The sequence below is a fragment of the Streptomyces sp. CB02009 genome (genome assembly GCF_001905825.1).
In the GTDB taxonomy this organism is placed as follows: domain Bacteria; phylum Actinomycetota; class Actinomycetes; order Streptomycetales; family Streptomycetaceae; genus Streptomyces.
Window position 1 is genome coordinate 1,336,781 of record NZ_LIVV01000001.1, and the last position, 22,985, is coordinate 1,359,765.

Annotated in this window: 24 protein-coding genes; 19 read left to right on the top strand and 5 right to left on the bottom strand. The window is 73.2% G+C overall.

Annotated elements, in window-relative coordinates; all coding sequences use genetic code 11:
• Window positions 1-72 precede the first annotated feature (72 nt).
• The 4 genes from AMK27_RS05965 to AMK27_RS05980 are packed head-to-tail and all read right to left on the bottom strand — an operon-like array spanning window position 73 to window position 3,573.
• Window positions 73-1,122: an NAD(P)H-dependent flavin oxidoreductase gene (locus AMK27_RS05965; protein ID WP_073904015.1), complete on the bottom strand. Its 1,050-nt coding sequence runs from the start codon at window positions 1,120-1,122 to the stop codon at window positions 73-75.
• Between the two features lie 11 nt (window positions 1,123-1,133).
• Window positions 1,134-1,922: a CoA-transferase subunit beta gene (locus tag AMK27_RS05970; protein WP_073903156.1), complete on the bottom strand. Its 789-nt coding sequence runs from the start codon at window positions 1,920-1,922 to the stop codon at window positions 1,134-1,136.
• Window positions 1,919-2,767 (bottom strand): CoA transferase subunit A, encoded by an 849-nt coding sequence (locus AMK27_RS05975; protein WP_073904017.1) that lies wholly within the window; start codon window positions 2,765-2,767, stop codon window positions 1,919-1,921. Before AMK27_RS05975 ends, AMK27_RS05970 begins: the two co-directional genes overlap by 4 nt.
• Before the next feature lie 14 nt (window positions 2,768-2,781).
• Entirely contained in the window at window positions 2,782-3,573 is a 792-nt protein-coding gene (locus AMK27_RS05980; RefSeq protein ID WP_073903158.1) for an enoyl-CoA hydratase family protein, read from the bottom strand.
• A 78-nt stretch (window positions 3,574-3,651) separates the two neighbouring features.
• On the opposite strand from AMK27_RS05980, the gene AMK27_RS05985 reads away from it, so the two are divergent.
• The 10 genes from AMK27_RS05985 to AMK27_RS06030 all read left to right on the top strand — a co-directional run bounded on the left by AMK27_RS05985 (window position 3,652) and on the right by AMK27_RS06030 (window position 12,847).
• Window positions 3,652-4,428 carry an SDR family oxidoreductase gene (locus AMK27_RS05985; protein WP_073903160.1) on the top strand — a complete coding sequence of 259 codons (777 nt, stop codon included), beginning with the start codon at window positions 3,652-3,654 and terminating at the stop codon, window positions 4,426-4,428.
• A 25-nt stretch (window positions 4,429-4,453) separates the two neighbouring features.
• A complete protein-coding gene (locus AMK27_RS05990; protein ID WP_073903162.1) occupies window positions 4,454-5,365 on the top strand; it encodes an SDR family oxidoreductase in 912 nt (303 codons plus the stop codon).
• A gap of 729 nt (window positions 5,366-6,094) precedes the next feature.
• Window positions 6,095-6,877, top strand: coding sequence for a 2-keto-4-pentenoate hydratase (locus AMK27_RS05995; RefSeq protein WP_073903164.1), 783 nt, complete (start codon window positions 6,095-6,097; stop codon window positions 6,875-6,877).
• A 7-nt stretch (window positions 6,878-6,884) separates the two neighbouring features.
• The gene (locus AMK27_RS06000) at window positions 6,885-7,799 is read left to right on the top strand and encodes an acetaldehyde dehydrogenase (acetylating) (protein WP_073904019.1); all 915 of its coding nucleotides are present in this window, start codon (window positions 6,885-6,887) and stop codon (window positions 7,797-7,799) included.
• 12 nt (window positions 7,800-7,811) lie between these two features.
• Complete coding sequence (dmpG, locus tag AMK27_RS06005) at window positions 7,812-8,843, top strand: 4-hydroxy-2-oxovalerate aldolase (protein WP_073903166.1); 1,032 nt, start codon at window positions 7,812-7,814, stop codon at window positions 8,841-8,843.
• Window positions 8,844-8,892: 49 nt separating this feature from the next.
• Window positions 8,893-10,044, top strand: a complete 1,152-nt coding sequence (locus tag AMK27_RS06010; RefSeq protein ID WP_073903169.1) for a Rieske 2Fe-2S domain-containing protein — start codon at window positions 8,893-8,895, stop codon at window positions 10,042-10,044.
• Window position 10,045: 1 nt separating this feature from the next.
• On the top strand, window positions 10,046-10,402 hold the full coding sequence (locus AMK27_RS42945) for a hypothetical protein (RefSeq protein WP_073903172.1): 357 nt from the start codon (window positions 10,046-10,048) through the stop codon (window positions 10,400-10,402).
• Window positions 10,395-11,465 carry a ferredoxin--NADP reductase gene (locus AMK27_RS06020; protein WP_073903175.1) on the top strand — a complete coding sequence of 357 codons (1,071 nt, stop codon included), beginning with the start codon at window positions 10,395-10,397 and terminating at the stop codon, window positions 11,463-11,465. Before AMK27_RS42945 ends, AMK27_RS06020 begins: the two co-directional genes overlap by 8 nt.
• A gap of 12 nt (window positions 11,466-11,477) precedes the next feature.
• A complete protein-coding gene (locus AMK27_RS06025; protein WP_073903178.1) occupies window positions 11,478-12,254 on the top strand; it encodes an SDR family oxidoreductase in 777 nt (258 codons plus the stop codon).
• A gap of 146 nt (window positions 12,255-12,400) precedes the next feature.
• A complete protein-coding gene (locus AMK27_RS06030) occupies window positions 12,401-12,847 on the top strand; it encodes an SRPBCC family protein (protein WP_073903180.1) in 447 nt (148 codons plus the stop codon).
• On the opposite strand, the gene AMK27_RS06035 is transcribed toward AMK27_RS06030, so the two are convergent.
• Window positions 12,831-13,721, bottom strand: coding sequence for an IclR family transcriptional regulator (locus tag AMK27_RS06035; RefSeq protein ID WP_073904021.1), 891 nt, complete (start codon window positions 13,719-13,721; stop codon window positions 12,831-12,833). The two genes, AMK27_RS06030 and AMK27_RS06035, sit on opposite strands and share 17 nt — an antisense overlap.
• Before the next feature lie 179 nt (window positions 13,722-13,900).
• Here AMK27_RS06035 and AMK27_RS06040 point away from each other — a divergent pair, with 179 nt between their 5' ends.
• The 9 genes from AMK27_RS06040 (at window position 13,901) to AMK27_RS06080 (ending at window position 22,981) form a co-directional block, all read left to right on the top strand.
• The gene (locus AMK27_RS06040) at window positions 13,901-15,127 is read left to right on the top strand and encodes an acyl-CoA dehydrogenase family protein (RefSeq protein WP_073903183.1); all 1,227 of its coding nucleotides are present in this window, start codon (window positions 13,901-13,903) and stop codon (window positions 15,125-15,127) included.
• Window positions 15,128-15,246: 119 nt separating this feature from the next.
• Window positions 15,247-16,413: a 3-hydroxy-9,10-secoandrosta-1,3,5(10)-triene-9,17-dione monooxygenase oxygenase subunit gene (gene hsaA, locus AMK27_RS06045; protein ID WP_073903185.1), complete on the top strand. Its 1,167-nt coding sequence runs from the start codon at window positions 15,247-15,249 to the stop codon at window positions 16,411-16,413.
• A gap of 12 nt (window positions 16,414-16,425) precedes the next feature.
• The gene (hsaD, locus tag AMK27_RS06050; RefSeq protein ID WP_073903188.1) at window positions 16,426-17,298 is read left to right on the top strand and encodes a 4,5:9,10-diseco-3-hydroxy-5,9,17-trioxoandrosta-1(10),2-diene-4-oate hydrolase; all 873 of its coding nucleotides are present in this window, start codon (window positions 16,426-16,428) and stop codon (window positions 17,296-17,298) included.
• A gap of 53 nt (window positions 17,299-17,351) precedes the next feature.
• The gene (locus AMK27_RS06055) at window positions 17,352-18,248 is read left to right on the top strand and encodes a VOC family protein (RefSeq protein WP_073903190.1); all 897 of its coding nucleotides are present in this window, start codon (window positions 17,352-17,354) and stop codon (window positions 18,246-18,248) included.
• Window positions 18,236-18,724, top strand: coding sequence for a flavin reductase family protein (locus AMK27_RS06060; RefSeq protein WP_073903192.1), 489 nt, complete (start codon window positions 18,236-18,238; stop codon window positions 18,722-18,724). The genes AMK27_RS06055 and AMK27_RS06060 overlap by 13 nt, the downstream gene beginning before the upstream one ends.
• On the top strand, window positions 18,724-19,593 hold the full coding sequence (locus AMK27_RS06065) for a MaoC/PaaZ C-terminal domain-containing protein (RefSeq protein WP_073903195.1): 870 nt from the start codon (window positions 18,724-18,726) through the stop codon (window positions 19,591-19,593). The genes AMK27_RS06060 and AMK27_RS06065 overlap by 1 nt, the downstream gene beginning before the upstream one ends.
• A gap of 90 nt (window positions 19,594-19,683) precedes the next feature.
• On the top strand, window positions 19,684-21,363 hold the full coding sequence (locus tag AMK27_RS06070; RefSeq protein WP_073903198.1) for an FAD-dependent oxidoreductase: 1,680 nt from the start codon (window positions 19,684-19,686) through the stop codon (window positions 21,361-21,363).
• Window positions 21,364-21,398: 35 nt separating this feature from the next.
• Window positions 21,399-22,217, top strand: a complete 819-nt coding sequence (locus tag AMK27_RS06075) for a glucose 1-dehydrogenase (protein ID WP_073904022.1) — start codon at window positions 21,399-21,401, stop codon at window positions 22,215-22,217.
• The gene (locus tag AMK27_RS06080; protein WP_073903200.1) at window positions 22,217-22,981 is read left to right on the top strand and encodes a glucose 1-dehydrogenase; all 765 of its coding nucleotides are present in this window, start codon (window positions 22,217-22,219) and stop codon (window positions 22,979-22,981) included. The genes AMK27_RS06075 and AMK27_RS06080 overlap by 1 nt, the downstream gene beginning before the upstream one ends.
• Window positions 22,982-22,985 lie beyond the last annotated feature (4 nt).

The window sequence follows — 22,985 nt, forward strand, 5'->3', positions numbered from 1 at the left end:
GGCGCCGTCACGTACGGAGGGGGACGGCGGACGGCGCCGGGCGCGGTCCGGTGCGGTGGACCGCGGGGAGGATCAGGCCGTGGCGGGCAGGGCGTGGAGCGTGGCCCGGGCCTCGGCCATGAGGCGGTCGACGAGTTCGGCGCAGGACGGCAGGTCGTCGATCACTCCCGCGACCTGCCCTGAGGCCATCACACCGAGGTCGGTACGGCCGTCCACCATGGACGCCCTGAGCAGCATCGGAGTGTTGGCGGCCAGCAGGATCTGGCTCCACGACAGGTCCTTGCCGTGCTTCATCGCCAGGCCGTCACGGACCATCTCCGCCCAGGTCATGCCGGACTCGCGCCGGAAGGCCGCGGCGTGCCGGACCGCCCGAAGCAGCGAGGCGGCCCGGCCCGAGCGCTCCAGCGCTTCGACCAGCTCCGTGCGCAGCATCCGGTGCGGCAGTCCGTCCACCTTCGTGGTGACGGTGACGTCCTTGACCGCGGCGGCGAGATAGCGGGCCTTCACCGCGTCGGGGACCGTGCTGTCCGAGGTGAGCAGGAAGCGGGTGCCCATGGCGATCCCCGCCGCGCCGTAGGCCAGCGCGGCGACCAGGCCGCGCCCGTCGTGGAAGCCGCCGGCCGCGACGACGGGGATGTCCACGGCGTCCACGACCTGGGGGAGCAGGACGGTGGTGGCGACGCTTCCGGTGTGGCCGCCGCCCTCCCCGCCCTGCACGATCACCGCGTCGGCGCCCCAGGCGGCGACCTTCTCGGCGTGCCGCCTGGCCCCGATGGAGGGGATGACGACGACGCCGGCGTCCTTGAGCCGCGCGATCAGTTCGCGGGACGGGGCGAGGGCGAAGGACGCGACCCGTACGCCCTCGTCGATGATGATCCGCACGCGGTCGACCGCGTCCCCGGCATCCGCGCGCAGGTTCACGCCGAAGGGCGCGTCCGTACGGGACTTGACCTCCCGTACCGCGGAGCGGAGCTGTTCGACGGTCATCGTCGCCGAGGCCAGGATTCCGAGCGCGCCCGCGTTCGCGGTCGCCGAGACCAGGCGGGGGCCGGCCACCCACCCCATCCCGGTCTGCACGACCGGGTGCCGCACGCCGACGAGTTCGGTGAGCGGCGTCGCGATCGTGAGGTCGCTCACGCGGGAACCTCCCGGTCGCGCAGGCCCTTGGGGTCGATCTCCTCGCGGATGAGCCGGAGTTCCTCGGCGGTGGGGTCGCGGGTGTACGGCACCTCGTCGGGGATCACGAGGGCGAAGCCGGTCGCCGCCGTGACCTGCTCGACGGTGACGCCGGGGTGCAGCGACCGCAGCCGCATGCGGCGGTCGGGGGTCTCGAAGTCGAAGGCGCCGAGGTCGCTGATGACGTCCGGGACACGGTGGTAGCGGGTCGCGGCGGGACCGGCCTCGGCGGCCCGGTCGTAACCGACGCCCGAGACCATGTCGACCCGCTCGACGAACACGCGCGTCGAGTGCTTGGGGACCCAGTAACTGGTCGGGTTGTTCAGGGTGTTGACCGGGGCGCCGCGCACCCCGAGGAGCTGGCGCTTCGGCCGCGACCAGTCGCCGATGCAGCTGATGTTCTGGTTGCCGTGGCGGTCGATCTGGCTCGCGCCCATCATCACGTGCCGCCGTCCGGTGGTGACCATGGCCAGGTGCTGCCGGTACGGCAGCCACCCCTCCACCACCCGGGGAGCGGCGCCGACCGCCGGCACGTCGCCGATGAGGAGCGCCTCGCCGTCGGTCAGCAGCAGGTCGGGGGAGAAGGTGAGCCTCGCGAGGCGGGCGCCGATCATGGGAATGGTGCCCATCGGGCTCGCCAGGACCTCGCCCGCGTCCCGCCAGGCCTCGGCGCAGGCGACGACGCAGTACTCGGCCCGCGTGGCCTGCGCGGCCGGCGGGGTCGTCGTCGTGTCGGTGCCGCTCATGCTTCCTCCTCGTGGAACGCCGCGACCGCGGCCTGGTAGGCGTCCTCGTCGCCGGAGAGGAACCGGGCGGTGAAGGCCCGCCACTTCTCCGGGTCGCGGGCGGCCCGGACGTAGGCGCGCTGGAAGGTCTCGTCCCGGTCGTAGTCGGGGGCGCAGGAGGTGAAGTGCGCGCCGTTCGGGGTCTCGACGACTCCGTCGACGAACGCGCGCTTGAGCAGGAGCGACTGGGGCGGCGCCTCCTTGAGCAGCTCCGAGGTCTCCACGATGCGTTCGCAGGAGACGTACGCGGCGTCGGCCGCCTCGCAGAACAGGTCGTCGAAGTACGGGTCGGGGCCCAGGTACTGGCCGTTGCCGTGCGGGTCGACACGGTTGAGGTGGACCAGCGCGGCGTCCAGGCGCAGGGCGGGAACGGCGACGAGCTCCTCGCGGTCCCCGTACGGGGAGGTGACCGTGCGCAGCGACGGGTTGACGCTCATCACGTCCGAGGCGAGCCCGGCCCTGATCGGCATGAAGGGGAGCCGGTGCACGGCGGCGGTCAGGCCCCACATGACCATCGCCTCGTCCAGCTCCACGAGTTCGAGGTCGCCGCGCTGCCGGGCCGCGCCGAAGTGCGGCTCCAGGGCGATGGAGTCGAGGGTGGCGAAGGCCGCGACCAGCTTGCGGATCTTCCCCGCGGCGGCGAGGAGGCCCACGTCCGGGCCGCCGTACGAGACCACCGTCAGGTCGGTCAGGTCGGACCGCAGCAGCGCCCGGACCAGCGCCATCGGCTTGCGCCGGGAGCCCCAGCCGCCGATGCCGATCGTCATCCCGCTCCGGAGCCGGCCCACGACCTCCTCGGCGGTCATCGTCTTGTCCCTGCTCACGACTGCTCCTCCTCGTCCTTGTCGAAGGCCTCGCCCGGACCGGCGGCGACGCCGGAGCCGAAGGTGTCGCGGACCCGGTCGGCGACGCCGCTGAGGTTGGCCTCGAAGGTGAAGCCCTGCTCGAAGCGGTAGCTGCGGCGGACGTCGACCGGGTCGATGCCGTTGATCGCGGCCTTGGCGAGCCGGATCAGCCGGCCGTCCTTGGCGGCGATCTCCCGGGCCAGTTCCAGCGCCGCGCCGAGCAGCCGCTCGCGCGGGACGACCCGCCAGACCGAGCCGTGCCGGTGCAGCTCCTCGGCGGTGACCGTGCGCGAGGTGTAGTACAGGGTGCGCATCAGGTGCTGGGGGACCAGCCGGGCCAGGTGCGTGGCCGCGCCCAGCGCGCCCCGGTCCAACTCGGGCAGGCCAAAGGTCGCGTCCTCGGAGGCCACGATCGCGTCGGCGTTGCCGACCAGGCCGATGCCGCCGCCCAGGCAGAAGCCGTGCACGGCGGCTACCACCGGCACCTCGCAGTCGTAGACGGCGGCGAAGGCCTCGTAGCAGCCGCGGTTGGCGCCCAGGAGGGCGTCGTGCCCGGCCGTGCGCTGGAGCTCCTTGATGTCGACCCCGGCGTTGAAGCCGCGGCCCGCGGCGGTGAGCACGACGCAGCGCACCTCGGGGTCGGGGCCCGCCGTGCGGACCGCGGTGGCGAGGTCGTACCAGCCCTGCACGGGGAGGGCGTTGACCGGAGGGAAGTCGACGGTGACGACGGCGACGCCGTCGTCGGGTTCGGAGGTGGAGACACCCATGAGCAGATCAGCTACCTTTCCACCAAACGTTTGTTAGGTGGAAGATAGCAGCGGTTCGCCCGCTGCGGGAGGTGTCCCTTGGCAGTCACCATCGATCTCTCGGGATCCGTCGCCGTCGTCACCGGCGGCACACGGGGCGTCGGGGCCGGGATCGCCCGGGCCCTGCTCGAAGCCGGCGCGGAGGTCGTGACCTGCGCCCGAAGGGCCCCCGACCGGCCCGTCGAAGCGGCCGGGCGCACGGCCCGCTTCCTCCCCGTCGACCTGCGCGACCCGGCGGCCGTCACGGGCTTCTTCGACCGGGTGCGTGACGACCACGGCAGGCTGGACGTCCTGGTCAACAACGCCGGCGGTACGCCCTTCCGGATGCTCGGCGAGGGGTCGGCCACGCAGCAGGCCCGGGTCCTCGAACTGAACCTGGTCGCCCCCCTGACCGCCTCCCTCGCCGCGTACGAGGTGATGCGGCACCAGCCCGGGGGAGGGTCCGTCATCATGATCGGCAGCGTCAGCGGCACCCGCCCCTCACCCGGCAGCGCCGCCTACGGAGCCGCCAAGGCCGGCCTGGACAACCTCGCCCGGTCCATGGCCGTCGAATGGGCACCGCTCGTGCGGGTCAACACCCTCGTCCCCGGCATGGTGCGCACCGAACTCTCCCACCTGCACTACGGGGACGAGGACGGCGTCGCCTCCGTCGGCCGCACCGTGCCGCTCGGCCGGCTCGCCGAGCCCGGCGACATCGGCGACGCCTGCGTCTTCCTCGCTTCCGCACAGGCCGCCTACATCAGCGGCGCCAGCCTGCTCGTGCACGGAGGCGGGGAGCGCCCCGCCTTCCTGGACGCGGCCACCGTCAATCACTGAACCCCCTCACCGAAAGGCACCCACCATGACCGGACTGTGCAACGGACGCGTCGTCGTCGTCACCGGCGCCGGGCGCGGGCTCGGCCGCGCGCACGCCCTCGCCTTCGCCGCCGAAGGCGCCAGGGTCGTCGTGAACGACCTCGGCGTCGGCCTCGACGGCACCGGCGGCGGCACGGGGCCCGCGCAGCGGGTCGTCGACGAGATCACGGCGGCGGGCGGAGAGGCGGTCGCCCACGGCGGCGACATCGCCACCACCGACGGCGCGGCCTCGCTCGTCGCCACCGCCCTCGACGCCTTCGGGCGGCTCGACACCCTCGTCAACAACGCCGGCTTCCTGCGCGACCGCATGCTGGTCAACCTCGACGAGGACGACTGGGACGCCGTCATGCGCGTCCACCTCAAGGGCCACTTCCTGCCGCTCAAGCACGCCGCCGCGCACTGGCGCGCGGAGGCCAAGGCGGGGCGCGAGCCCGTCGCCCGCGTGATCAACACCAGTTCGGGCGCCGGGCTGTTGGGCAGCGTCGGGCAGGGCAACTACGCCGCCGCCAAGGCCGGGATCGTCGGCCTCACGCTCGTCGCCTCCGCCGAGATGGGGCGGTACGGGGTCCAGGTCAACGCGATCGCCCCCGCGGCCCGCACCCGGATGACCGAGCAGACCTTCGCCGAGACCATGGCCGCGCCCGGGGGAGCCGCCTTCGACGCGATGGCCCCGGAGAACGTCTCGCCCCTCGTGGTCTGGCTGGGCTCCGCGGCCTCGGCCGGCGTCACCGGCCGGGTCTTCGAGGCCGAGGCGGGCCGGATCACGGTCATGGAGGGCTGGCGGCCCGGCCCGTCGGCCGACAAGGGCGGCCGCTGGACCCCGACGGAGGCGGGCGAGACGACCCGCAAGCTCCTCGCCGTCTCGGAGCCCCCGTACCCGGTGTACGGCACGCACTGACCGCTCCGGTGCCGGGCGTGGCGGTGCCCCCGCGGCCGTATGGGCCCGCGCCCGCGCCCCGGGGGCGCCGGCGCCCGGCTGTGGCGGTGCCCCCGCGCCCGTGCGGGCCTGCGCCCGTGCCCCGGGCCCGCGCGCCCGCATGGGCCCGTTGCCCCACCCCCGTGCGCCCCACCCTGTGCGCCCCGCGCCCGCGTGGGCCCGTTGCACCGCCCCGTGCGCCCGACTCCGTGCGCCCCGCGCCTGTGTGGGCGCCCCACCCACCCCCGTGTGGGCAATCGTCCCGCAGGGCGGGACGGGTGGGCACACGGGACGGCGCCCTTCGCGGCGCCTCCGCGTTCTGCGCCTGGACCCGCACCACACAGGTGCCGCTCCCAGTGGTGCGGGTCCAGGCGCTGCAGCCTCTGGCGCCGGCAGGGCGCTGGTCCGTTGTGCCCACCCGTTCCGCCCCTTGCGGAACGCCTGCCCACAACGGCGGGGCCCGGGCCCACAACGGCGGGGCGCGGGCCCACAACGGGGCCCAGCTGGGGCGCCGACCGCAACGGCCGGGCGCGGGCCCACACCGCCGGGTGCGTCGCCCGCAACGCGCTGGGCCCCAGTCGCCGGGCCCGCCCGCAGCCGAGGTGCAGCCCCGGCGAGGTTTCCCGCTCACCGGGAACGGGCGCTCCCTCCCGCCCCCCGCACCGTCCTAGCCTCGCCGCACAGCCCCAACCGCCCCCAGGAGGACCCGTCATGCTCACGGACCGCCAGAGACACGAGGCGGCCGAGCTGCTCCGCTCCGCCGAACACGGTGTCGTGCCGATCGCCCCGCTGACCGAGGAGTTCCCCGGCATCGACACCGAGGACGCGTACGAGATCCAGCTCGTCAACATCCGGCACCGCCTCGCGGCCGGGGCGGAGGTGCGCGGTCACAAGGTCGGCCTCTCGTCACCGGTCATGCAGCGGATGATGGGCGTCGACGAACCGGACTACGGTCATCTGCTCCACGACATGGAGCTGCGGACCGACGTTCCCGTCCCGGTCGCCCGCTACTGCCATCCGCGCGTCGAGGTCGAGGTCGGCTTCGTCCTCGGCGACGACCTGCCGGGCGGCACCTGCACCCCGGCGGACGTCCTCGCCGCCACCGAACGCGTCGTGCCCGCCCTGGAGCTGATCGACAGCAGGATCCGCGACTGGCGGATCACCATCGCCGACACCATCGCGGACAACGCCTCCTCCGCCGGATACGTCATCGGCGAGGGCCGGGACCCCCGCGAGCTGGACCTCAAGGCGATCGACGCCCGGCTGACCGGCGACGGCGAACTCCTCGCCGAGGGCCGCAGCGACGCCGTCCTCGGCGATCCGGCCGTCTCCGTCGCCTGGCTCGCCCGTACCGTCGCCCGCTTCGGCGTGCCCCTGAGGAAGGGGCACGTGGTCCTGCCCGGCTCGTGCACCCGGGCGGTCGACGTGACGCCAGGAGCCACCTTCACCGCCGAGTTCACCGCGCTGGGCTCGGTCTCCCTCTCGTTCATCTGAGGTGATCATGACCATCAAGAAGACCAGGGCGAGCGCCGCCATCGTCGGATCCGGCAACATCGGCACCGACCTGCTCCACAAGCTGCTCCGCTCCGACCTCGTCGAACCCCGCTGGATGATCGGCGTCGACCCCGGCAGCGAGGGCCTCGCCCGCGCCGCCCGCGCCGGGCTGGAGGCCAGCCACGAGGGCGTCGACTGGCTGCTCGCGCAGGACGAGAAGCCCGACATCGTCTTCGAGGCCACCAGCGCCTACGTCCACCGGGCCAACGCCCCGCGCTACGCCGAACTCGGCATCAAGGCGGTCGACCTGACCCCGGCGGCCGTCGGCCCGGCCGTCGTACCGCCCGCCAATCTCCACGAACACCTCGACCGGCCGAACGTCAACATGATCACCTGCGGCGGACAGGCCACCATCCCCATGGTGTACGCGGTCTCGCGCGTCGTCCCCGTGCCGTACGCGGAGATCGTCGCCTCGGTGGCCTCCGGCTCGGCCGGGCCCGGCACCCGGGCGAACATCGACGAGTTCACCCGCACCACCTCACGCGGCATCGAGACCATCGGCGGCGCCGAACGCGGCAAGGCGATCATCATCCTCAACCCGGCCGAGCCGCCCGTCGTCATGCGCGACACCGTCTTCTGCGCCATCCCGGAGGACGCCGACCGGGCCGCCATCGCACTCTCCGTCAAGGAGATCGCCGAACAGGTCGCCAGCTACGTCCCCGGCTACCGGCTGCGCGCGGAACCGCAGTTCGACGACCCCGGTCCCGAGAACGGCGGGATGGCCCGGGTCGCGATCTTCCTGGAGGTCGAGGGCGCGGGCGACTACCTGCCGCCCTACGCCGGAAACCTCGACATCATGACCGCTGCCGCCACCAAGGTCGGCGAGGAGTTCGCCAAGGCGATCCTCGCGCCGGGCGCGTAAGGAGCACATCGCATGCCCTCCACCGCATACTCGGAGACGCTCGACATCCGGATCACCGACTCCTCGCTGCGCGACGGCTCGCACGCCAAGCGGCACCAGTTCACCGCCGACGACGTACGGTCCGTCGTCGCGGCCCTCGACGACGCCGGCGTCCCGGTCATCGAGGTGACCCACGGCGACGGACTCGGCGGATCCTCGTTCAACTACGGATTCTCCAAGACCCCCGAACAGGAACTCATCAAGGTCGCGGTGGACACCGCGCAACGGGCGCGGATCGCCTTCCTGATGCTCCCCGGGCTCGGCGTCAAGGACGACATCCGGGCCGCCCACGGCAACGGCGCGGGCATCTGCCGCATCGCCACCCACTGCACCGAGGCCGACATCGCCGAGCAGCACTTCGGGCTCGCCCGGGAGATGGGCCTGGAGACCGTCGGCTTCCTGATGATGGCCCACTCCACGACACCCGAGAACCTGGCACGCCAGGGCCGTGTCATGGCCGACGCCGGCTGCCAGTGCGTGTACGTGGTCGACTCGGCCGGCGCCATGGTCATGGACGACGTCACCGCCCGCGTCGAGGCCCTGGTGGCCGAGCTCGGCGACGACGCCCAGGTCGGCTTCCACGGACACGAGAACCTGGCCCTCGGCACCGGCAACTCCGTCGCCGCGATCAAGGCCGGAGCCCTGCAGATCGACGGGTCCACCCGCCGGCTCGGCGCCGGCGCGGGCAACACCGCCGTGGAGGCCCTGGTCGCCGTCTGCGCCAAGATGGGCATCCGGACCGGCATCGACGTACTGAAGATCATCGACGCGGCCGAGGACGTGGTCCGGCCGGTCATGGACGACGAGTGCCGGCTCGACCGGCTCGCCCTGCTGATGGGCCACGCGGGCGTCTACTCCAGCTTCCTCAAGCACGCCTACCGGCAGGCCGAGCGCTACGGCGTCTCCGGCGCCGAGATCCTCCTGCGCGCGGGCGAACGACGCCTGGTCGGCGGCCAGGAGGACCAGCTCATCGACATCGCCGTGGAACTCGCCGCAGGGAACTGAACCCGCCGCACAGAACCGACCCGAACCGACAGAAGGAACGAGGGACGAGATGACTGCTCTCAACGACGAGGTCCGTGTCATCGAGGCGGGCAGCGTGCCCGCCCGCTTCGCCCGGGGCTGGCACTGCCTCGGCCTCGCCGACAGCTTCAAGGACGGAAACCCGCACGAGATCGAGGCGTTCGGTACCAAGCTGGTGGCCTTCCAGAGCGAGGACGACGGGCGGCTGCACGTACTGAACGCCTACTGCCCGCACATGGGCGGCAACCTCGCGCACGGCACGGTCAAGGGAGACGCCGTCGCCTGCCCGTTCCACGACTGGCGCTGGTCCGGCGACGGCCGCTGTGCCGGCATTCCCTACGCCCGCCGGGTACCACCGCGCGCCCGCACCCGCGCGTGGACCACGCTGGAACGCAACGAGCAGCTCTTCGTCTGGAACGACCCGGAGGGCAACCCGCCGCCCGCCGGCGTCACCATTCCCGAGATCGAGGGCATCCACGGCCCGGACGCGGGCGAGTGGAGCGACTGGACCTGGAAGACCGCGCGGGTCGAGGGCTCCAACTGCCGCGAGATCGTCGACAACGTCGTGGACATGGCGCACTTCTTCTACGTCCACTACGCGTTCCCCACGTACTTCAAGAACGTCTTCGACGGGCACGTCGCCACCCAGTACATGGAGAGCGCCCCGCGCGGCGACATGGACCTGGGCAATCTCAGTTCCCCGCTGCGCTCCGACGCCTCGTACTACGGCCCGTCCTACATGGTCGACTACGTGTGGACCGAGGTGGCTCCCGGCGTCGAGATGGAGATGGTGCTGATCAACAGTCACTTCCCGATCAGCGCCGACAGCTTCATGCTCCAGTACGGGGCGATCGTCAAGAAGCTGCCCGGCATGACCGACGAGGAGGCCGCCGAGGCCGCCCGGAGCCTGATCGGGGGACTGGAGACCGGCTTCGAGCAGGACATCGAGATCTGGCGGAACAAGACCCGGATCGACAACCCGCTCCTCACCGAGGAGGACGGCCCGGTCTACCAGCTGCGCCGCTGGTACGAGCAGTTCTACGCCGACGCGGCCGACGTCAAGGACGAGATGACGCGGCGGTTCGAGTTCGAGATCGACACCGAGCGGGCCAACAAGGCCTGGCGCTCGGAGGTCGAGGAGAACCTGGCGCGCCGGGCGGCACAGCCGGGGACCGGAGCCTGACATGCGGCCGGTGGAGTGCGGGACCTGCGGCAACCAGGTCCTCTGCGAGAAGTTCAGCACGGCCCACACCTCCGTGCAGTGGACGGCCGAAGCGGGCGTCGTCTGCGCGGAGTTCCGCGGCCGCGTGACCGAGGGCGGCAGCAGCGCCGGGATACGGACCTGCCGGGCGCTGCGCGCGAGCATCGACCGCGCGGTGGCGGACGGATCACTGATGGTCGAAACCCTGGACGGCGCGGTCCCGGGCGCCGTCCGCCCCGATGACGTATCCGATGACGTATCCGACGACGTGTCCCCGCACGGCGCAGCCCCGGCCCGCGTCCGCGCGGACGGTTCCGCCCTGGAGGCCGCCGATGCCTGAGCCCGCGACCGGGGCGCGCTCCGGAGCCCGCCCCGGGGCACGCACCCACCGGCTGCGCGTCGTCGAGGTCATCGCCGAGACGGCCGACGCGCACTCCCTGGTGCTCCAGGCCCCATCGGAGAGCGCGGACCGCTTCGCCTACCGCCCCGGGCAGTTCCTCACCCTGAAGCTGCCCGGGGCGGACGGCGGGCCGGTGGCCCGCTGCTACTCCCTCGCCAGCTCGCCCGACACCGGCGAGCCTCTGAAGATCACCGTCAAACGCGTCGCCGGCGGCTACGGCTCCAACTGGGTCTGCGACCACCTGGCGGCGGGGGACGAGCTGGAGGTACTGCCGCCGGCCGGCACCTTCACCCCGGCCTCCCTCGACGGCGACCTGCTGCTCGTCGCCGGAGGAAGCGGCATCACCCCCGTCCTCTCGATCGCCAAATCGGTCCTGGCCGGGGGCCGGGGCCGGGTGGTCCTGCTGTACGCCAACCGCGACGAGTCCTCGGTCGTCTTCCGCGACGAACTGCGGACGCTCGCCGAGGACCACCCGCACCGGCTCCTCGTGGTCCACTGGCTGGAATCGCTCCAAGGGCTGCCCACCGTGGACCGGCTCGCCGCGGCCCTCGCGCCGTACACCGGCCGGGAGGCGTTCGTCTGTGGCCCCGAGCCGCTCATGGACGCCGTCGAGCAGGCCCTGCGGTCGCTCGGCGCGCCCGGCGACCGCATCCACCGGGAGCGGTTCTTCTCCCTCGGCGCGGACGTCTTCGACACGCCGGCCGTGCCCCTCGGTGCGGCGGCCGGGGACGGCGGCACGGCCGAGGTCGAGCTCGACGGCGTGACCCACACGGTCGCCTGGCCGTCGGCGACACCGCTCCTGGACGTGCTCCTGGCCGCGGGCGTGGACGCCCCGTTCTCCTGCCGGGAGGGCGCCTGCAGCGCCTGCACCTGCCGCGTCGTGGCGGGCGAGGTGAAGATGCTCCGCAACGACGTCCTGGACGACCAGGACATCACCGAGGGATACGTGCTGGCCTGCCAGGCACTCCCGCTCACCGACCGGGTCGAGATCACCTACTCCTGACGAGGAACCCCCATGTCCCGAATCTGCCTGGTCACCGGAGCGGCATCCGGTATCGGCAAGGCCACCGCGGCCCTCCTCGCGCGGCAGGGCCACACCGTCATCGGCGCCGACCTCCAGGACGGCGACATACGCGCCGACCTGTCCACGGCCGAGGGCCGGGCCGCACTCGTCGCCCGGGCACGCGAGCTGACGGGCGGCCGGATCGACGCCGTGGTCTCCTGCGCGGGCGTCGCGCACTTCGACCCGCTCACCGTCAAGGTCAACCACTTCGGCGCCGTGGCCACCCTCGACGGACTGCGTCCGCTCCTCGCGGCCGGCACCGATCCGCGGGCCGTCGTCGTCGGATCCATCGACTCCGTCCACCCGACGGACCCCGCGATCGTGGACGCCGCGCTCGCCGGGGACGAGACGGCGGCGGTGGCCGCCGCCCGGACGGCCGTCGACCGCGGCGAGGGGCATCTCGTCTACTCCTCCTCCAAGGCGGCGGTCTCCCGCTGGATCCGTCGCGCCGCCGCCACCGACGACTGGGCCGGCGCGGGCATCCCGCTCAACGCCGTCGCCCCCGGCGTGGTCGTCACGCCCCTGACCCGGCCGCTCCTCGACGACCCGGGGATGCGGGCGCTCGTCGAGCGGAGCGTGCCGATGCCGCTGCACGGCCACGCCCGCCCCGAGCAGGTCGCCCCGCTCCTCGCGTGGCTGACCTCGCCCGAGAACACTCTCGTGACCGGGCAGGTCGTCTTCGCCGACGGCGGCGCGGACGCGGTCCTGCGCGGCGACAGCACCTGGTGACGCCCGACACGTGGTCATGCCGGACACCTGGTGACGCCGACACCCGCGCCCGCGCCCTCAGACGTAGCGGCGCCCGCGCCCGCAGCCGCACCCCCACCGGCGCCCGCAGCCGTACCCGTACCCGTACCCGTACCGAGGAGACGACCATGAAGCCCCGCACGCTCGAACGCTCCGCCGTGCTCGCCGCCACGCCCGACGCCGTGTGGGCGGTCATCGGTGACTTCGCCACCCTCGCCGACTGGCACCCGCAGCTGCCGCCGTCCCGTGCGGAGGAGGACGGCGACCCCGAAGTCCCCGGCACCGTGCGGGTCTTCGCGGTCGAGGGCACGGTCGTGGCCCGGGAGCGGCTGCTCGACCACGACGCGGACGCCCGCTCGTACCGCTACACCCTCCTCGACCCCCTCGTGCTCCCGGTCCACGACTACGTGGCGACGCTCGCCGTGCGTCCGCACCCCGACGGGTCCGAGGTGACGTGGTCGGCCGTCTACCGGAGCGAGGACGACGTGGCGGCCCAGGTGGAGTCGCTCTTCGGAGACGGCACCTACGGCACGGGCCTCGCCGCCCTGCGGGCCCGCCTCACATCCAGTCGCTGAAGCGCAGCCAGGTCATCATGTGGTCCATCGAGGGCTGCGGAGCCTCCGGGGCGTCCAGCCCGCCGACCGTCTGACCCCGCTTCTCCGACTGCCGCCCCGGCCCGAAAAGCGACTGCCACACCGACCGTGCGCAGCCGCGCACGGCCGGGGCGAGCCGTTCCATCTCCCGGTGGACACCGTGGCCGCACACCGAGATCGCGGCGACGGCCCGGCCGGCGCCGCGCAGGGGAGCGGCCACGCAGAAGACCCCCCGGTACCCCTCCTCGTGGTCGAATGCCACGCCGCGCTCCCTCGTCGCCGCCAGCTCACGCCGGAACGACTCGGGCCGGGTGAGGGTGCGCGGCGTGCGCGGCCGCAGCCCGTCCCGTATCACCTGCTCCACCAGCGGGCCGTCGCTGAAGGCCAGGATCGCCTTGCCCGAGGCCGTGCAGTACGCCGGCTGCCGCCCGCCCATGCGCGACGGGACGACGGAGTCGTCCGCCCCGCCGATCCGCTCCAGGTAGACGACCTCGGAGCCGTCGAGCACGGTGAGGTGCACCAGGTGCCCCGTGGACTCGTGCAGCGCGTGCAGATGCGGCAGGGCCGCCCGGCGCAGCCGGTTGTGGTGCGAGGCCATCGCGCCGAGCTCCAGCATGCCCATGCCCAGCCGGTAGTCGCGGCCCTCGCGCTCCAGCCAGCGCAACTGCACCAGCTGATCGAGAATGCGGTGCGCGGAGGACCGCCGGATGCCCGACCGTTGCACGACGTCGGTCAGCGTCAGCCGTGGTCCCGCGCTCTCGAAGGCGCTCAGCACCTTCGCGGCCTTCTCCAGCAGGGACAGCGGCGGCATCCCGGCCTCGACGGACTCGACGGCTTCGAACGCACTGGTCGTCATCGGCACCTCCCACACGGGCAGCCCGGCCGATGCCTCCGGCCGGGCCCGTAATCTCCGGTATTGCGTGGAGATTGTCAGAGGATGACAGGTGCTGGGAAGAGGCAGTTCCGTCTCGGAACAGTAACGCGTAGGTTGCCTGTCGTCACCGCACGACGAGACCGGAACCGCGAGGCACGCCCATGCACGACGACGACGTCCTCGCGGCGGTCAGCGCCCTCGCCCCGGCCCTGCGCGAGCGCGCGGGCGACGCCGAGACGCTGCGCCGCCTGCCCGGCGCCACCGTGGAGGAGCTGGCGGACGCCGGCTTCTTCCGGCTGCTCCAGCCCAGGGCGTACGGCGGACTCGCCACCGATCCGGGCGTCTTCTACGCGGCCGTGCACGAGCTCGCCAAGGCCTGCGGCTCGACCGGCTGGGCCGCCGCGGTCCTCGGGGTCCACCCCTGGTTCGTCGCGCAGCTCGACCCCCGGGCGCAGCAGGACGTGTGGGGCGCGGACGGCTCCGCCCGGATCTGCTCCGCCCACGCCCCCACCGGCGAGGTCACGGCCGTCGACGGCGGGTTCCGGCTCTCCGGCCGGTGGCACTTCTCCGCGGGCTGCGACCACGCCCACTGGGCGCTGCTCGGCGGCCTCGTCACCGACGACGGAGGCCGGCCGCTCGACATGCGGACCTTCCTGGTGCCGCGCTCCGACTACCGCGTCGACGACGTGTGGGACACGGTCGGCCTGCGCGGCAGCGGAAGCAACGACATCGTCGTCGACGACGCCTTCGTCCCCGCCCACCGGACGCTCGGCTACGGCCCGGTCACCACACTCCGCTGCCCCGGCCACGAGCTCCACCACGAGCCGCTCTACCGGCTGCCGTACGCCGCCGTCTTCACCACCGCCGTCTCGACCGCGATGGTCGGGATCGCCGAAGGCGCCTACGAGGACCACCTCGCCGAGGCCCGTGGAAGCGTCCGCGCCTCCCGCACCGCCTCCCGCACCGCCTCCCGCACCGCCTCGCCGCCCCCGACGGCGGTGCCCGGCGCACGACGGGCCGCCGAGGACCCCTTCGCCCAGGTACGGCTCGCCCGGGCCGCCGGCGAGATCGACGCCGCGCGGCTGCAGCTCGGCCGCAACATGACCGACCTGTACGCGGTCGCCCGCCGCGGCGCGGAGATCCCCATGGAGTTGCGCGTTCGCACCCGACGGGACCAGGCGCTCGCCGGTGAACGTGCCCGCACCGCCGTGGACCTGCTCATGGAGAACGCAGGACGGGGGCCGCTGCGCAGCGGCCCCGACGTCCTCCAGCGCGCCTGGCGCGACCTGCACACCGCCCGTGGCCAGGCCGCCAACGACGTGGAGCGGGCGCTGGTCCACTTCGCCCAGGACGCCCTCGGCATGGACGTCCACGACCCCATGGTCTGAGCCGCGGAGCCGCGCCCCCGGGCAGGGTTCCCGCTCAGTGGGAGCAGCGCATTTCACCGCCGTACGGCACGCCGTACGGTCCTGGCATTCCCCCACCACGACCCGAAAGGGGATGCCCCATGGCCGATGACGTCCTGGCAGCGATCCGTGACCTGGCCCCCGCCCTGCGCGAACGCGCGGCCGAGGCCGAGACGCTGCGCCGGGTGCCCGACACCTCCGTCAAGGAACTCGAGGACACCGGCTTCTTCCAGCTCCTCCAGCCCAAGGCCTTCGGCGGCCGGGCGGCCGACCCGGTGCTCTTCTACACGGCGGTCAAGGAGATCGCCAAGGCCTGCGGATCGACCGGCTGGGTCGCCTCCGTGGTCGGCGTCCACCCCTGGCACGTCGCCCTGTTCGACCCCCGCGCCCAGCAGGAGGTGTGGGGCCAGGACCCCAGGACCCGTATCGCCTCCTCGTACGCACCCACCGGCAAGGCCACCGCGACGGGCGGCGGCTTCCGGCTCTCCGGCCGGTGGCACTTCTCCTCCGGCTGCGACCACGCCCGCTGGGCGCTCCTCGGCTGCCTCGTCACCGACGGCGAGGGCAACCCGGTCGACATGCGCACCTTCCTCGTCCCCCGGACCGAGTACCGCGTCGACGACGTGTGGGACACCGTCGGCCTGCGCGGCACCGGCAGCAACGACGTCGTCGTCGAGGACGTCTTCGTCCCCGAGCACCGCGCCCTGAGCTTCGGCCCGGTCACCGCCCTGAAGGTGCCCGGCCACGAACTCAACCCCGAGCCGCTGTACCGGCTGCCCTACGCCGGAGTGTTCACCACCACCATCTCCACCCCGATCGTCGGCATCGCCGAGGGCGCCTTCGACGCCTACACCGAGGCCACCCGGCAGCGGATCCGCGTCTCGTACGGACAGAAGGTCGCCGAGGACCCCTTCGCGCAGGTCCGCATCGCCCGCGCCGCGAGCGACATCGACGCGAGCTGGCTGCAGATCACCCGCAACATGGGCGAGATGTACGGCCTCGCCGAACAGGGCGCGGAGATCCCCATGGAGTTGCGCACCCGCACCCGCCGGGACCAGGTGCTCGCCACCGAACGCGCGGTCGCGGCGGTCGACCTGCTGATGGAGAACTCCGGCGGCAACGCGATGCGCACCGGTCCCGGCCCCGTCCAGCGCGCCTGGCGCGACGCCCACACCGGCCGCGGCCACGCCGCCAACGACCCCGAGCGCGCCCTCGTCATGTACGGGCAGAGCGCGCTCGGCATCGACATCCAAGACACCATGGCCTGAGAGGTGCCGCAGATGACCGAGCTCACCCACGAGTCGACCTCCCGCACCGTCAAGGCGGCGGGGCTCACCCTCCACTACCACGAGGCCGCGCCCGCCGGCGGCCCGGACGGGGCACCCGTCGTCATCATGCTCCACGGCGGCGGCCCCGGCGCCTCCGGCTGGAGCAACTTCGGCGGCAACCTCCCCGTCTTCGCCGAGCACTTCCGCACGCTGCTCGTCGACCAGCCCTGCTACGGCCGCTCGGACAAGCCGGAGCTCGACAAGGACTACTTCAGCTACAGCGCGGACGCCGTCGCCGCCCTGATGGACGAACTGGGCATCGAGCGGGCGCACTTCGTCGGCAACTCCCTCGGCGGCGGCACCGCCGTCCGCATGGCCCTGAACCACCCGGAGAAGGCCGGCAAGCTCCTCCTCATGGGACCCGGCGGGGTCTCCGTCAACCTCTTCGCCCCCGATCCCACCGAGGGCATCAAGCGGCTCTTCGAGTTCAACGCCGCACCACGCCCGACCAAGGAGCAACTCCGCTCGTTCCTCGGCGTCATGGCCTACGACCAGTCGATCGTCAGCGACGAACTGGTCGAGGAGCGCTGGGCCTCGGCCACCGACCCCGACACCCGGCTCGGCGCCGCCCGCATGGCGGCCTCCTTCGCCAACCCCGCCTGGGCCGCCGACACGATGCTCTGGCGCGAGGCCCACCGGCTCACCCAACCGGTCCTGCTCACCTGGGGACGCGAGGACCGCGTCAACCCCCTCGACGGCGCCCTCGTCGCCCTCAAGACCATCCCCGACGCCCGGCTGCACGTCTTCCCGCACTGCGGCCACTGGGCCCAGACCGAGCAGGCCGACGAGTTCAACCGCCTCGCCGTCGACTTCTTCCGCCACTGAACCACCGCCCCGCACTGCCACCTGACGCAACGTCACGACACATGAGGTGCACCATGGACATCCGTGCTCTCGGCTACCTCCGCCTGGAGACCACCACGCTGGACGAGTGGCGCCGCTACGCCCTCGACGTCCTCGGCATGGTGGAGGCATCCGGCACCACCGAGGACACCCTCTGCCTCCGCCTCGACGACCGCGCCTACCGCCTCGTCATCCAGGCCGGCGAGAGCGACCGCCTCCTCGCCGCCGGCTGGGAGGTGGCGAACGCCGCCGAACTGGTCCGCGCCACCGCCGAGCTGGAGGCCGCCGGGGTCACCGTGAAGGCGGCCGACGACGGCGAACTCGCCGAGCGCCGCGTCCGCGGCCTGATCCATCTGACGGACCCGTGCGGCAACCCGCTGGAGATCTACTGGGGCCAGGCACAGGACCACACCGCGCTCGGCACCCCGTACGGCAACCGCTTCGTCACCGGTGACGACCTCGGCCTCGGCCACGTCGTGCTCCCCGTGCCGGACATCGAGGCCGCGCTCGACTTCTACGAGAACCTGCTCGGCTTCCAGCTGCGCGACTCGATGAAGCTCCCGCCGCAGGCCGTCCCGACCGCCGCCGAGCAGCGGGACTTCCACTGGATGCACTTCCTCAGCCCCAACCGACGCCACCACAGCCTCGGGCTCTACCCCGGCGCGCTGCCCCCCGGCATCGTGCACTTCATGGTCGAGCTGGAGACCCTCGACGACGTGGGCCGGGGCCTCGACCGCATGCACGCGGCGGGCATCCCCATCGCGTCCAGCCTCGGCCGCCACACCAACGACCGCATGGTGTCCTTCTACGCCCAGGCCCCCGGCGGTTTCCAGGTCGAGTACGGCTGGGACGGCCTCGTCGTCGACCCCGCCACCTGGGTCGCCAAGGAGATCACCGCCGACAGCTTCTGGGGCCACCAGTGGAACGGCTGATCGACCCCTCCGAGTTCCGGGAGGTCCTCGGACGCTTCGCCAGCGGCATCACGGTGGTGGCGACACTCGACGCCGACGCCGCGCGGCCCGTCGGGTTCGCCTGCCAGTCCTTCGCCTCGCTGTCCCTCGACCCCCCGCTGGTCATGCTCGCCGTCGGCAAGAACTCCACCAGCTGGCCCAGGATCGAGCGGTCGGGCCGCTTCTGCGTCAACATCCTCGCCGAGGACCAGCGGGCCACCTGCGCCGCGCTCGGCCGCAGCGGCCCCGACAAGTTCGCGGCCGTTCCGTGGAGCGTCAGCGAGCACGGCACCGTGCGCGTCGACGGAGCCCTGGCCCACGTGGAGTGCGAGCTGAACGCCGTGTACGAGGCCGGGGACCACCACCTGGTCACCGCGCAGGTGGTGGCGCTCGACGCCGGTGAGGACGGCCGGCCGCTGCTGTACTTCCGCAGCCGCTACGCCGTGGGCGCCTTCTGATGCCCCTCGACGTCGAGAAGGCGACCTCCGCCCCGCCCGTACGCACCGACGTGCGGTGGGACGAGCGCGACGTGCGGCTCTACCACCTGGCGCTCGGCGCGGGCGTCCCCGAGACCGACCCGCGCGAACTGCGGTACGTCTACGAAGGACACGAGCAGGGCCTCCAGGTCCTGCCCACCTTCGGAGTGGTCGCGGGCGGCACCGGCGGCGTCGGCTTCCAGGTCTTCGACCTCCCGGGCGTCGACATCGACCTGGCGAACGTGCTGCACGGCGGTCAGGAGATCACCGTGCACCGCCCGCTGCCCGCCGCCGCGCGGGCCACCGCCGTCACCCGGGCGGCGGCCGTGCACGACAAGGGCAAGGCCGCCGTCATCGTCCAGGAGTCCACCCTCCTCGGCGAGGACGGCACGCCCCTGATGACCCAGCGCAATCAGATCTTCGTCCACGGGGAGGGCGGCTTCGGCGGCGACCGCGGCCCCTCCGAGCGCCTCCCCGCCCCCGACCGGGCCCCCGATCTGGTCATCGAGATCCCCACGCTCCGGCAGCAGGCCCTGCTCTACCGGCTCACCGGGGACTGGAACCCGCTGCACGCCGACCCCGCCACCGCCCGCCGCGCGGGTCACGACCGTCCCATCCTCCACGGGCTCTGCACCTTCGGGATGTCGGTCAAAGCGGTCACCGACCGCCTGCTCGGCGGCGACGCGGGCGCGATCGCCGGCTGCCGCACCCGCTTCGCCGGGGTGTTCTTCCCCGGCGAGACCCTGCGGCTGCGGATCTGGGACACGGACGACGGGTACCGGCTGACGGCCACGGCCGCGGACCGCGCCGACGCACCGGTCCTCACCGACGCCCGTATCACCGCACGCTGACCCGGCGGCCGGGGCGGGGGACGGCCCGCCCCGGCCGCCGATCCACCCGGGGCCTGCCCGACAGGCCCCGTCACGACCAGGGAGAACACGATGAACGACACGTGGGACCACGCGTACGACGTGGTGGTCGTCGGCTCCGGTGCCGCCGGCCTGGCCGCGGCCCTCACCGCCCGGCTGCGCGGTCTGACCGCCCTGGTGGTGGAGAAGACCGACGTCTACGGCGGCTCCACCGCCCTGTCCGGCGGCGCGATCTGGGTCCCGGACAACTTCCACCTGGACGAGGCGGGCCTCGGCGACACCCCCGAGAAGGCCCGCGCCTACCTGGACGCCACCGTCGGAGACCGGGTCCCCGCCGCACGCAAGGACGCCTACATCGAGCACGGGCCGCGCATGGTGCGCGAGTTCCACGACCGCACGCTCGTCCGGTTCGTCTACACCCCCGAATACTCCGACTACTACCCCGAGCGGCTCGGCGGCTACCCGCAGGGCCGCTCCATCGAACCCCAGGTCTTCGACCTGAAGGAGCTCGGCCCCGAGCACCGCGCCACGATGCGCCGCGCCGGGCTGCCCACGTACGGCCTCACCATCACCTCCAAGGACTTCCGCCGGCTCAACATGGTCGGACGCACCTGGGCGGGCCGCCGCACCGCCGTCAAGGTCGGCGCCCGGGCGGTCAAGGCCCGGCTCTCCGGCCAGGAACTGCTCTCCCTCGGCGAGGCGCTGATCGCCCGCATGCGGCACTCGCTCCACACGCTCGGCGGCGAACTGTGGCTCTCCGCCCCGCTGACCGGACTGGTCGAGGAGGAAGGCCGGGTCGTGGGCGTCCGGGTCACCAGGGACGGCCGTGAGCTCACCGTCCGGGCCGAAGGCGGTGTCGTCCTCGCCTCCGGCGGCTTCTCCCACGACCAGCGGCTCCGCGAGAAGCACCTGCCGGCGCCCACCTCCACCGAGTGGAGCTCGGCGGCCGACGGGCAGACCGGCGACGCCCTCGAACCGGCCGTGGCCCTCGGCGCCGCGACCGACCTGATGGACCGGGTCTGGGGCGCACCGTCCGTGGTGCCCCCCGAGGGCAAGCCGTTCTTCCTGGTCGCGGACCGCGGCATCCCCGGCATGGTGATCGTCAACGCGGTGGGGGAGCGCTACGCCAACGAGGCCGCCCCGTACCACGAGTTCGTCGACGCCATGTACGCCCACGACAGGCCCGGCGCGACCACCGTGCCGTCCTGGCTGCTCCTCGACGCCACGTCCAGGGCCCGCTACCTCTTCATGGGCCTCTTCCCGGGCCAGGCGTTCCCCAAGCCGTGGCTGGAGAGCGGCTTCGTCAAGAAGGCCGCGACCGTCGAGGAACTGGCCGCACGCATCCGCGTCGCCCCGGAGCGGCTGCGCGCCACCGTGGACCGGTTCAACGGCTTCGCCCGCGCCGGCCGCGACGAGGACTTCCACCGCGGCGACAGCGTCTACGACCGCTACTACGGCGACCCGACGCTGCCCAATCCCAACCTCGCGCCGCTGGAGAAGGGCCCGTACTACGCGATCCCCGTCCACCCCGGCGACATCGGCACCAAGGGCGGCCTGGTCACCGACCCCACGGCCCGCGTGCTGAGGGAGGACGGCACCGCCATCGACGGCCTGTACGCCTCCGGCAACGTCTCGGCCGCCGTCATGGGGGAGACCTATCCCGGGCCCGGCGCGACGATCGGCCCCGCCATGACCTTCAGCTGGCTCGCGGTCGACCACATCGCCCGCACCCGTTCCGCCGGGCAGCGGTGAGGCGCCCGGTGGCGGAGCGCGCGGGACGCGGCCCGGTGGTGGACCTGCGGGGACGGACGGTCATCATCAGCGGTGGGGCGCGCGGGATCGGCGCGGAGGCGGCCCGCGTCGCGGCCGAGGCGGGCGCCCGGGTCGTGCTCACCGACGTACGGGAGGAGGAGGGTCGGACCACCGCAGGGACGCTCGGCGACGACGTCCGCTTCGTCCGGCACGACGTCACCTCCGAGGACGACTGGCGCGCGGTCGTCGACTTCGCGGTCGCCGCCTTCGGACGCGTGGACGGACTCGTCAACAACGCGGGCATCTCCGGCGGCTCCCACCTCCTGGAGGAACAGTCGGCCGAGGCGTTCCGCCGCGTCGTCGACACCGATCTCACCGGCGTCTTCCTCGGCATGCGGGCCGTGATCCCGGCGATGAGGGAGAACGGCGGCGGCTCCGTCGTCAACGTCTCCTCCGCGGCCGGCCTCATGGGCCTGGCGAGGACCGCCGGCTACGGAGCCGCCAAGTGGGGAGTGCGCGGGCTCACCAAGCTCGGCGCGGTGGAGCTCGCGGCCGCCCGGATCCGCGTCAACTCCGTACACCCCGGCATGACCCACACCCCGATGACCGCCCACGTGGGGATCGAGCGCGGTGAGGGCGGGTACCCGGACACACCCATGGGCCGGGTCGGCGAACCCCGGGAGATCGCCGACGTGATCGTCTTCCTGCTCTCGGACGCCGCCTCGTACGTCACCGGTGCCGAACTGGCCGTCGACGGCGGCTGGACGACCGGCCCGCCCCTCCGGCCGAGCCTCCGACCGCCCGTCCGACCGAGCCTCCGACCGCCCGTCCGACCGACCGAGGAGAACCGCTGATGCCCGTCGACCTCACAGGAAAGGTCGCGCTGGTCACCGGCGCGGCACGCGGCATGGGCGAGGCCGAGGCCCGCCTGTTCGCCGCGCTCGGGGCGAAGGTCGTCCTCACCGACGTCCTGGAGCCGCAGGGAGAGGAGGTGGCCGCCTCCCTGGGCCCCGCAGCCCGTTTCGTCCGCCACGACGTGACCGACGAACAGTCCTGGACGAGCGCCGTCGCGGCCGCACTGGACGCCTTCGGCCGGCTCGACGTCCTCGTGAACAACGCCGCGATCTACTCCACCTCGCTCATCACCGAGGAGGACCCGGCCCGCCTGGAGACGATCCTTCGCGTCAACCTGATCGGCCCCTTCCTCGGCGTCCGCGCCGTCGCGGGGCCGATGCGGGCGAGCGGCGGCGGGTCCATCGTCAACATCTCCTCGCAGGCCGGCCTCCAGGGCCTGTGGGGACACGGCGCGTACGGAGCCGCCAAGTGGGGGCTGCGCGGCCTGACCAGGACGGCCGCACTGGAGCTCGGCGCGGACGGCATCCGCGTCAACTCCGTGCACCCGGGAGCCATCGCCACGCCGATGACCGCGCACCTGGGCACCAAGGAGCATCCCGGAACGCCGCTGGGACGGGTGGGGGAGCCGGAGGAGGTCGCCCGACTGGTCGCCTTCCTCGCCTCCGACGAGTCCTCGTACCTGTCCGGAGCGGAACTCGCCGTGGACGGCGGAGCGTCGGCGGGCCGCATGCCGATCCTCACCCCGAAGGGAAAGGACGAGTGAACCG

Bases quoted from the DNA above. Each gene is read 5' to 3' on its own strand.
- AMK27_RS05970 (WP_073903156.1), bottom strand. From the start codon at position 1,922: ATGAGCGGCACCGACACGACGACGACCCCGCCGGCCGCGCAGGCCACG.
- AMK27_RS05975 (WP_073904017.1), bottom strand. From the start codon at position 2,767: ATGACCGCCGAGGAGGTCGTGGGCCGGCTCCGGAGCGGGATGACGATC.
- AMK27_RS05980 (WP_073903158.1), bottom strand. From the start codon at position 3,573: ATGGGTGTCTCCACCTCCGAACCCGACGACGGCGTCGCCGTCGTCACC.
- AMK27_RS05990 (WP_073903162.1), top strand. From the start codon at position 4,454: ATGACCGGACTGTGCAACGGACGCGTCGTCGTCGTCACCGGCGCCGGG.
- AMK27_RS05995 (WP_073903164.1), top strand. From the start codon at position 6,095: ATGCTCACGGACCGCCAGAGACACGAGGCGGCCGAGCTGCTCCGCTCC.
- AMK27_RS06000 (WP_073904019.1), top strand. From the start codon at position 6,885: ATGACCATCAAGAAGACCAGGGCGAGCGCCGCCATCGTCGGATCCGGC.
- dmpG (WP_073903166.1), top strand. From the start codon at position 7,812: ATGCCCTCCACCGCATACTCGGAGACGCTCGACATCCGGATCACCGAC.
- AMK27_RS06010 (WP_073903169.1), top strand. From the start codon at position 8,893: ATGACTGCTCTCAACGACGAGGTCCGTGTCATCGAGGCGGGCAGCGTG.
- AMK27_RS42945 (WP_073903172.1), top strand. From the start codon at position 10,046: ATGCGGCCGGTGGAGTGCGGGACCTGCGGCAACCAGGTCCTCTGCGAG.
- AMK27_RS06020 (WP_073903175.1), top strand. From the start codon at position 10,395: ATGCCTGAGCCCGCGACCGGGGCGCGCTCCGGAGCCCGCCCCGGGGCA.
- AMK27_RS06025 (WP_073903178.1), top strand. From the start codon at position 11,478: ATGTCCCGAATCTGCCTGGTCACCGGAGCGGCATCCGGTATCGGCAAG.
- AMK27_RS06030 (WP_073903180.1), top strand. From the start codon at position 12,401: ATGAAGCCCCGCACGCTCGAACGCTCCGCCGTGCTCGCCGCCACGCCC.
- AMK27_RS06035 (WP_073904021.1), bottom strand. From the start codon at position 13,721: ATGACGACCAGTGCGTTCGAAGCCGTCGAGTCCGTCGAGGCCGGGATG.
- AMK27_RS06040 (WP_073903183.1), top strand. From the start codon at position 13,901: ATGCACGACGACGACGTCCTCGCGGCGGTCAGCGCCCTCGCCCCGGCC.
- hsaA (WP_073903185.1), top strand. From the start codon at position 15,247: ATGGCCGATGACGTCCTGGCAGCGATCCGTGACCTGGCCCCCGCCCTG.
- hsaD (WP_073903188.1), top strand. From the start codon at position 16,426: ATGACCGAGCTCACCCACGAGTCGACCTCCCGCACCGTCAAGGCGGCG.
- AMK27_RS06055 (WP_073903190.1), top strand. From the start codon at position 17,352: ATGGACATCCGTGCTCTCGGCTACCTCCGCCTGGAGACCACCACGCTG.
- AMK27_RS06065 (WP_073903195.1), top strand. From the start codon at position 18,724: ATGCCCCTCGACGTCGAGAAGGCGACCTCCGCCCCGCCCGTACGCACC.
- AMK27_RS06070 (WP_073903198.1), top strand. From the start codon at position 19,684: ATGAACGACACGTGGGACCACGCGTACGACGTGGTGGTCGTCGGCTCC.
- AMK27_RS06080 (WP_073903200.1), top strand. From the start codon at position 22,217: ATGCCCGTCGACCTCACAGGAAAGGTCGCGCTGGTCACCGGCGCGGCA.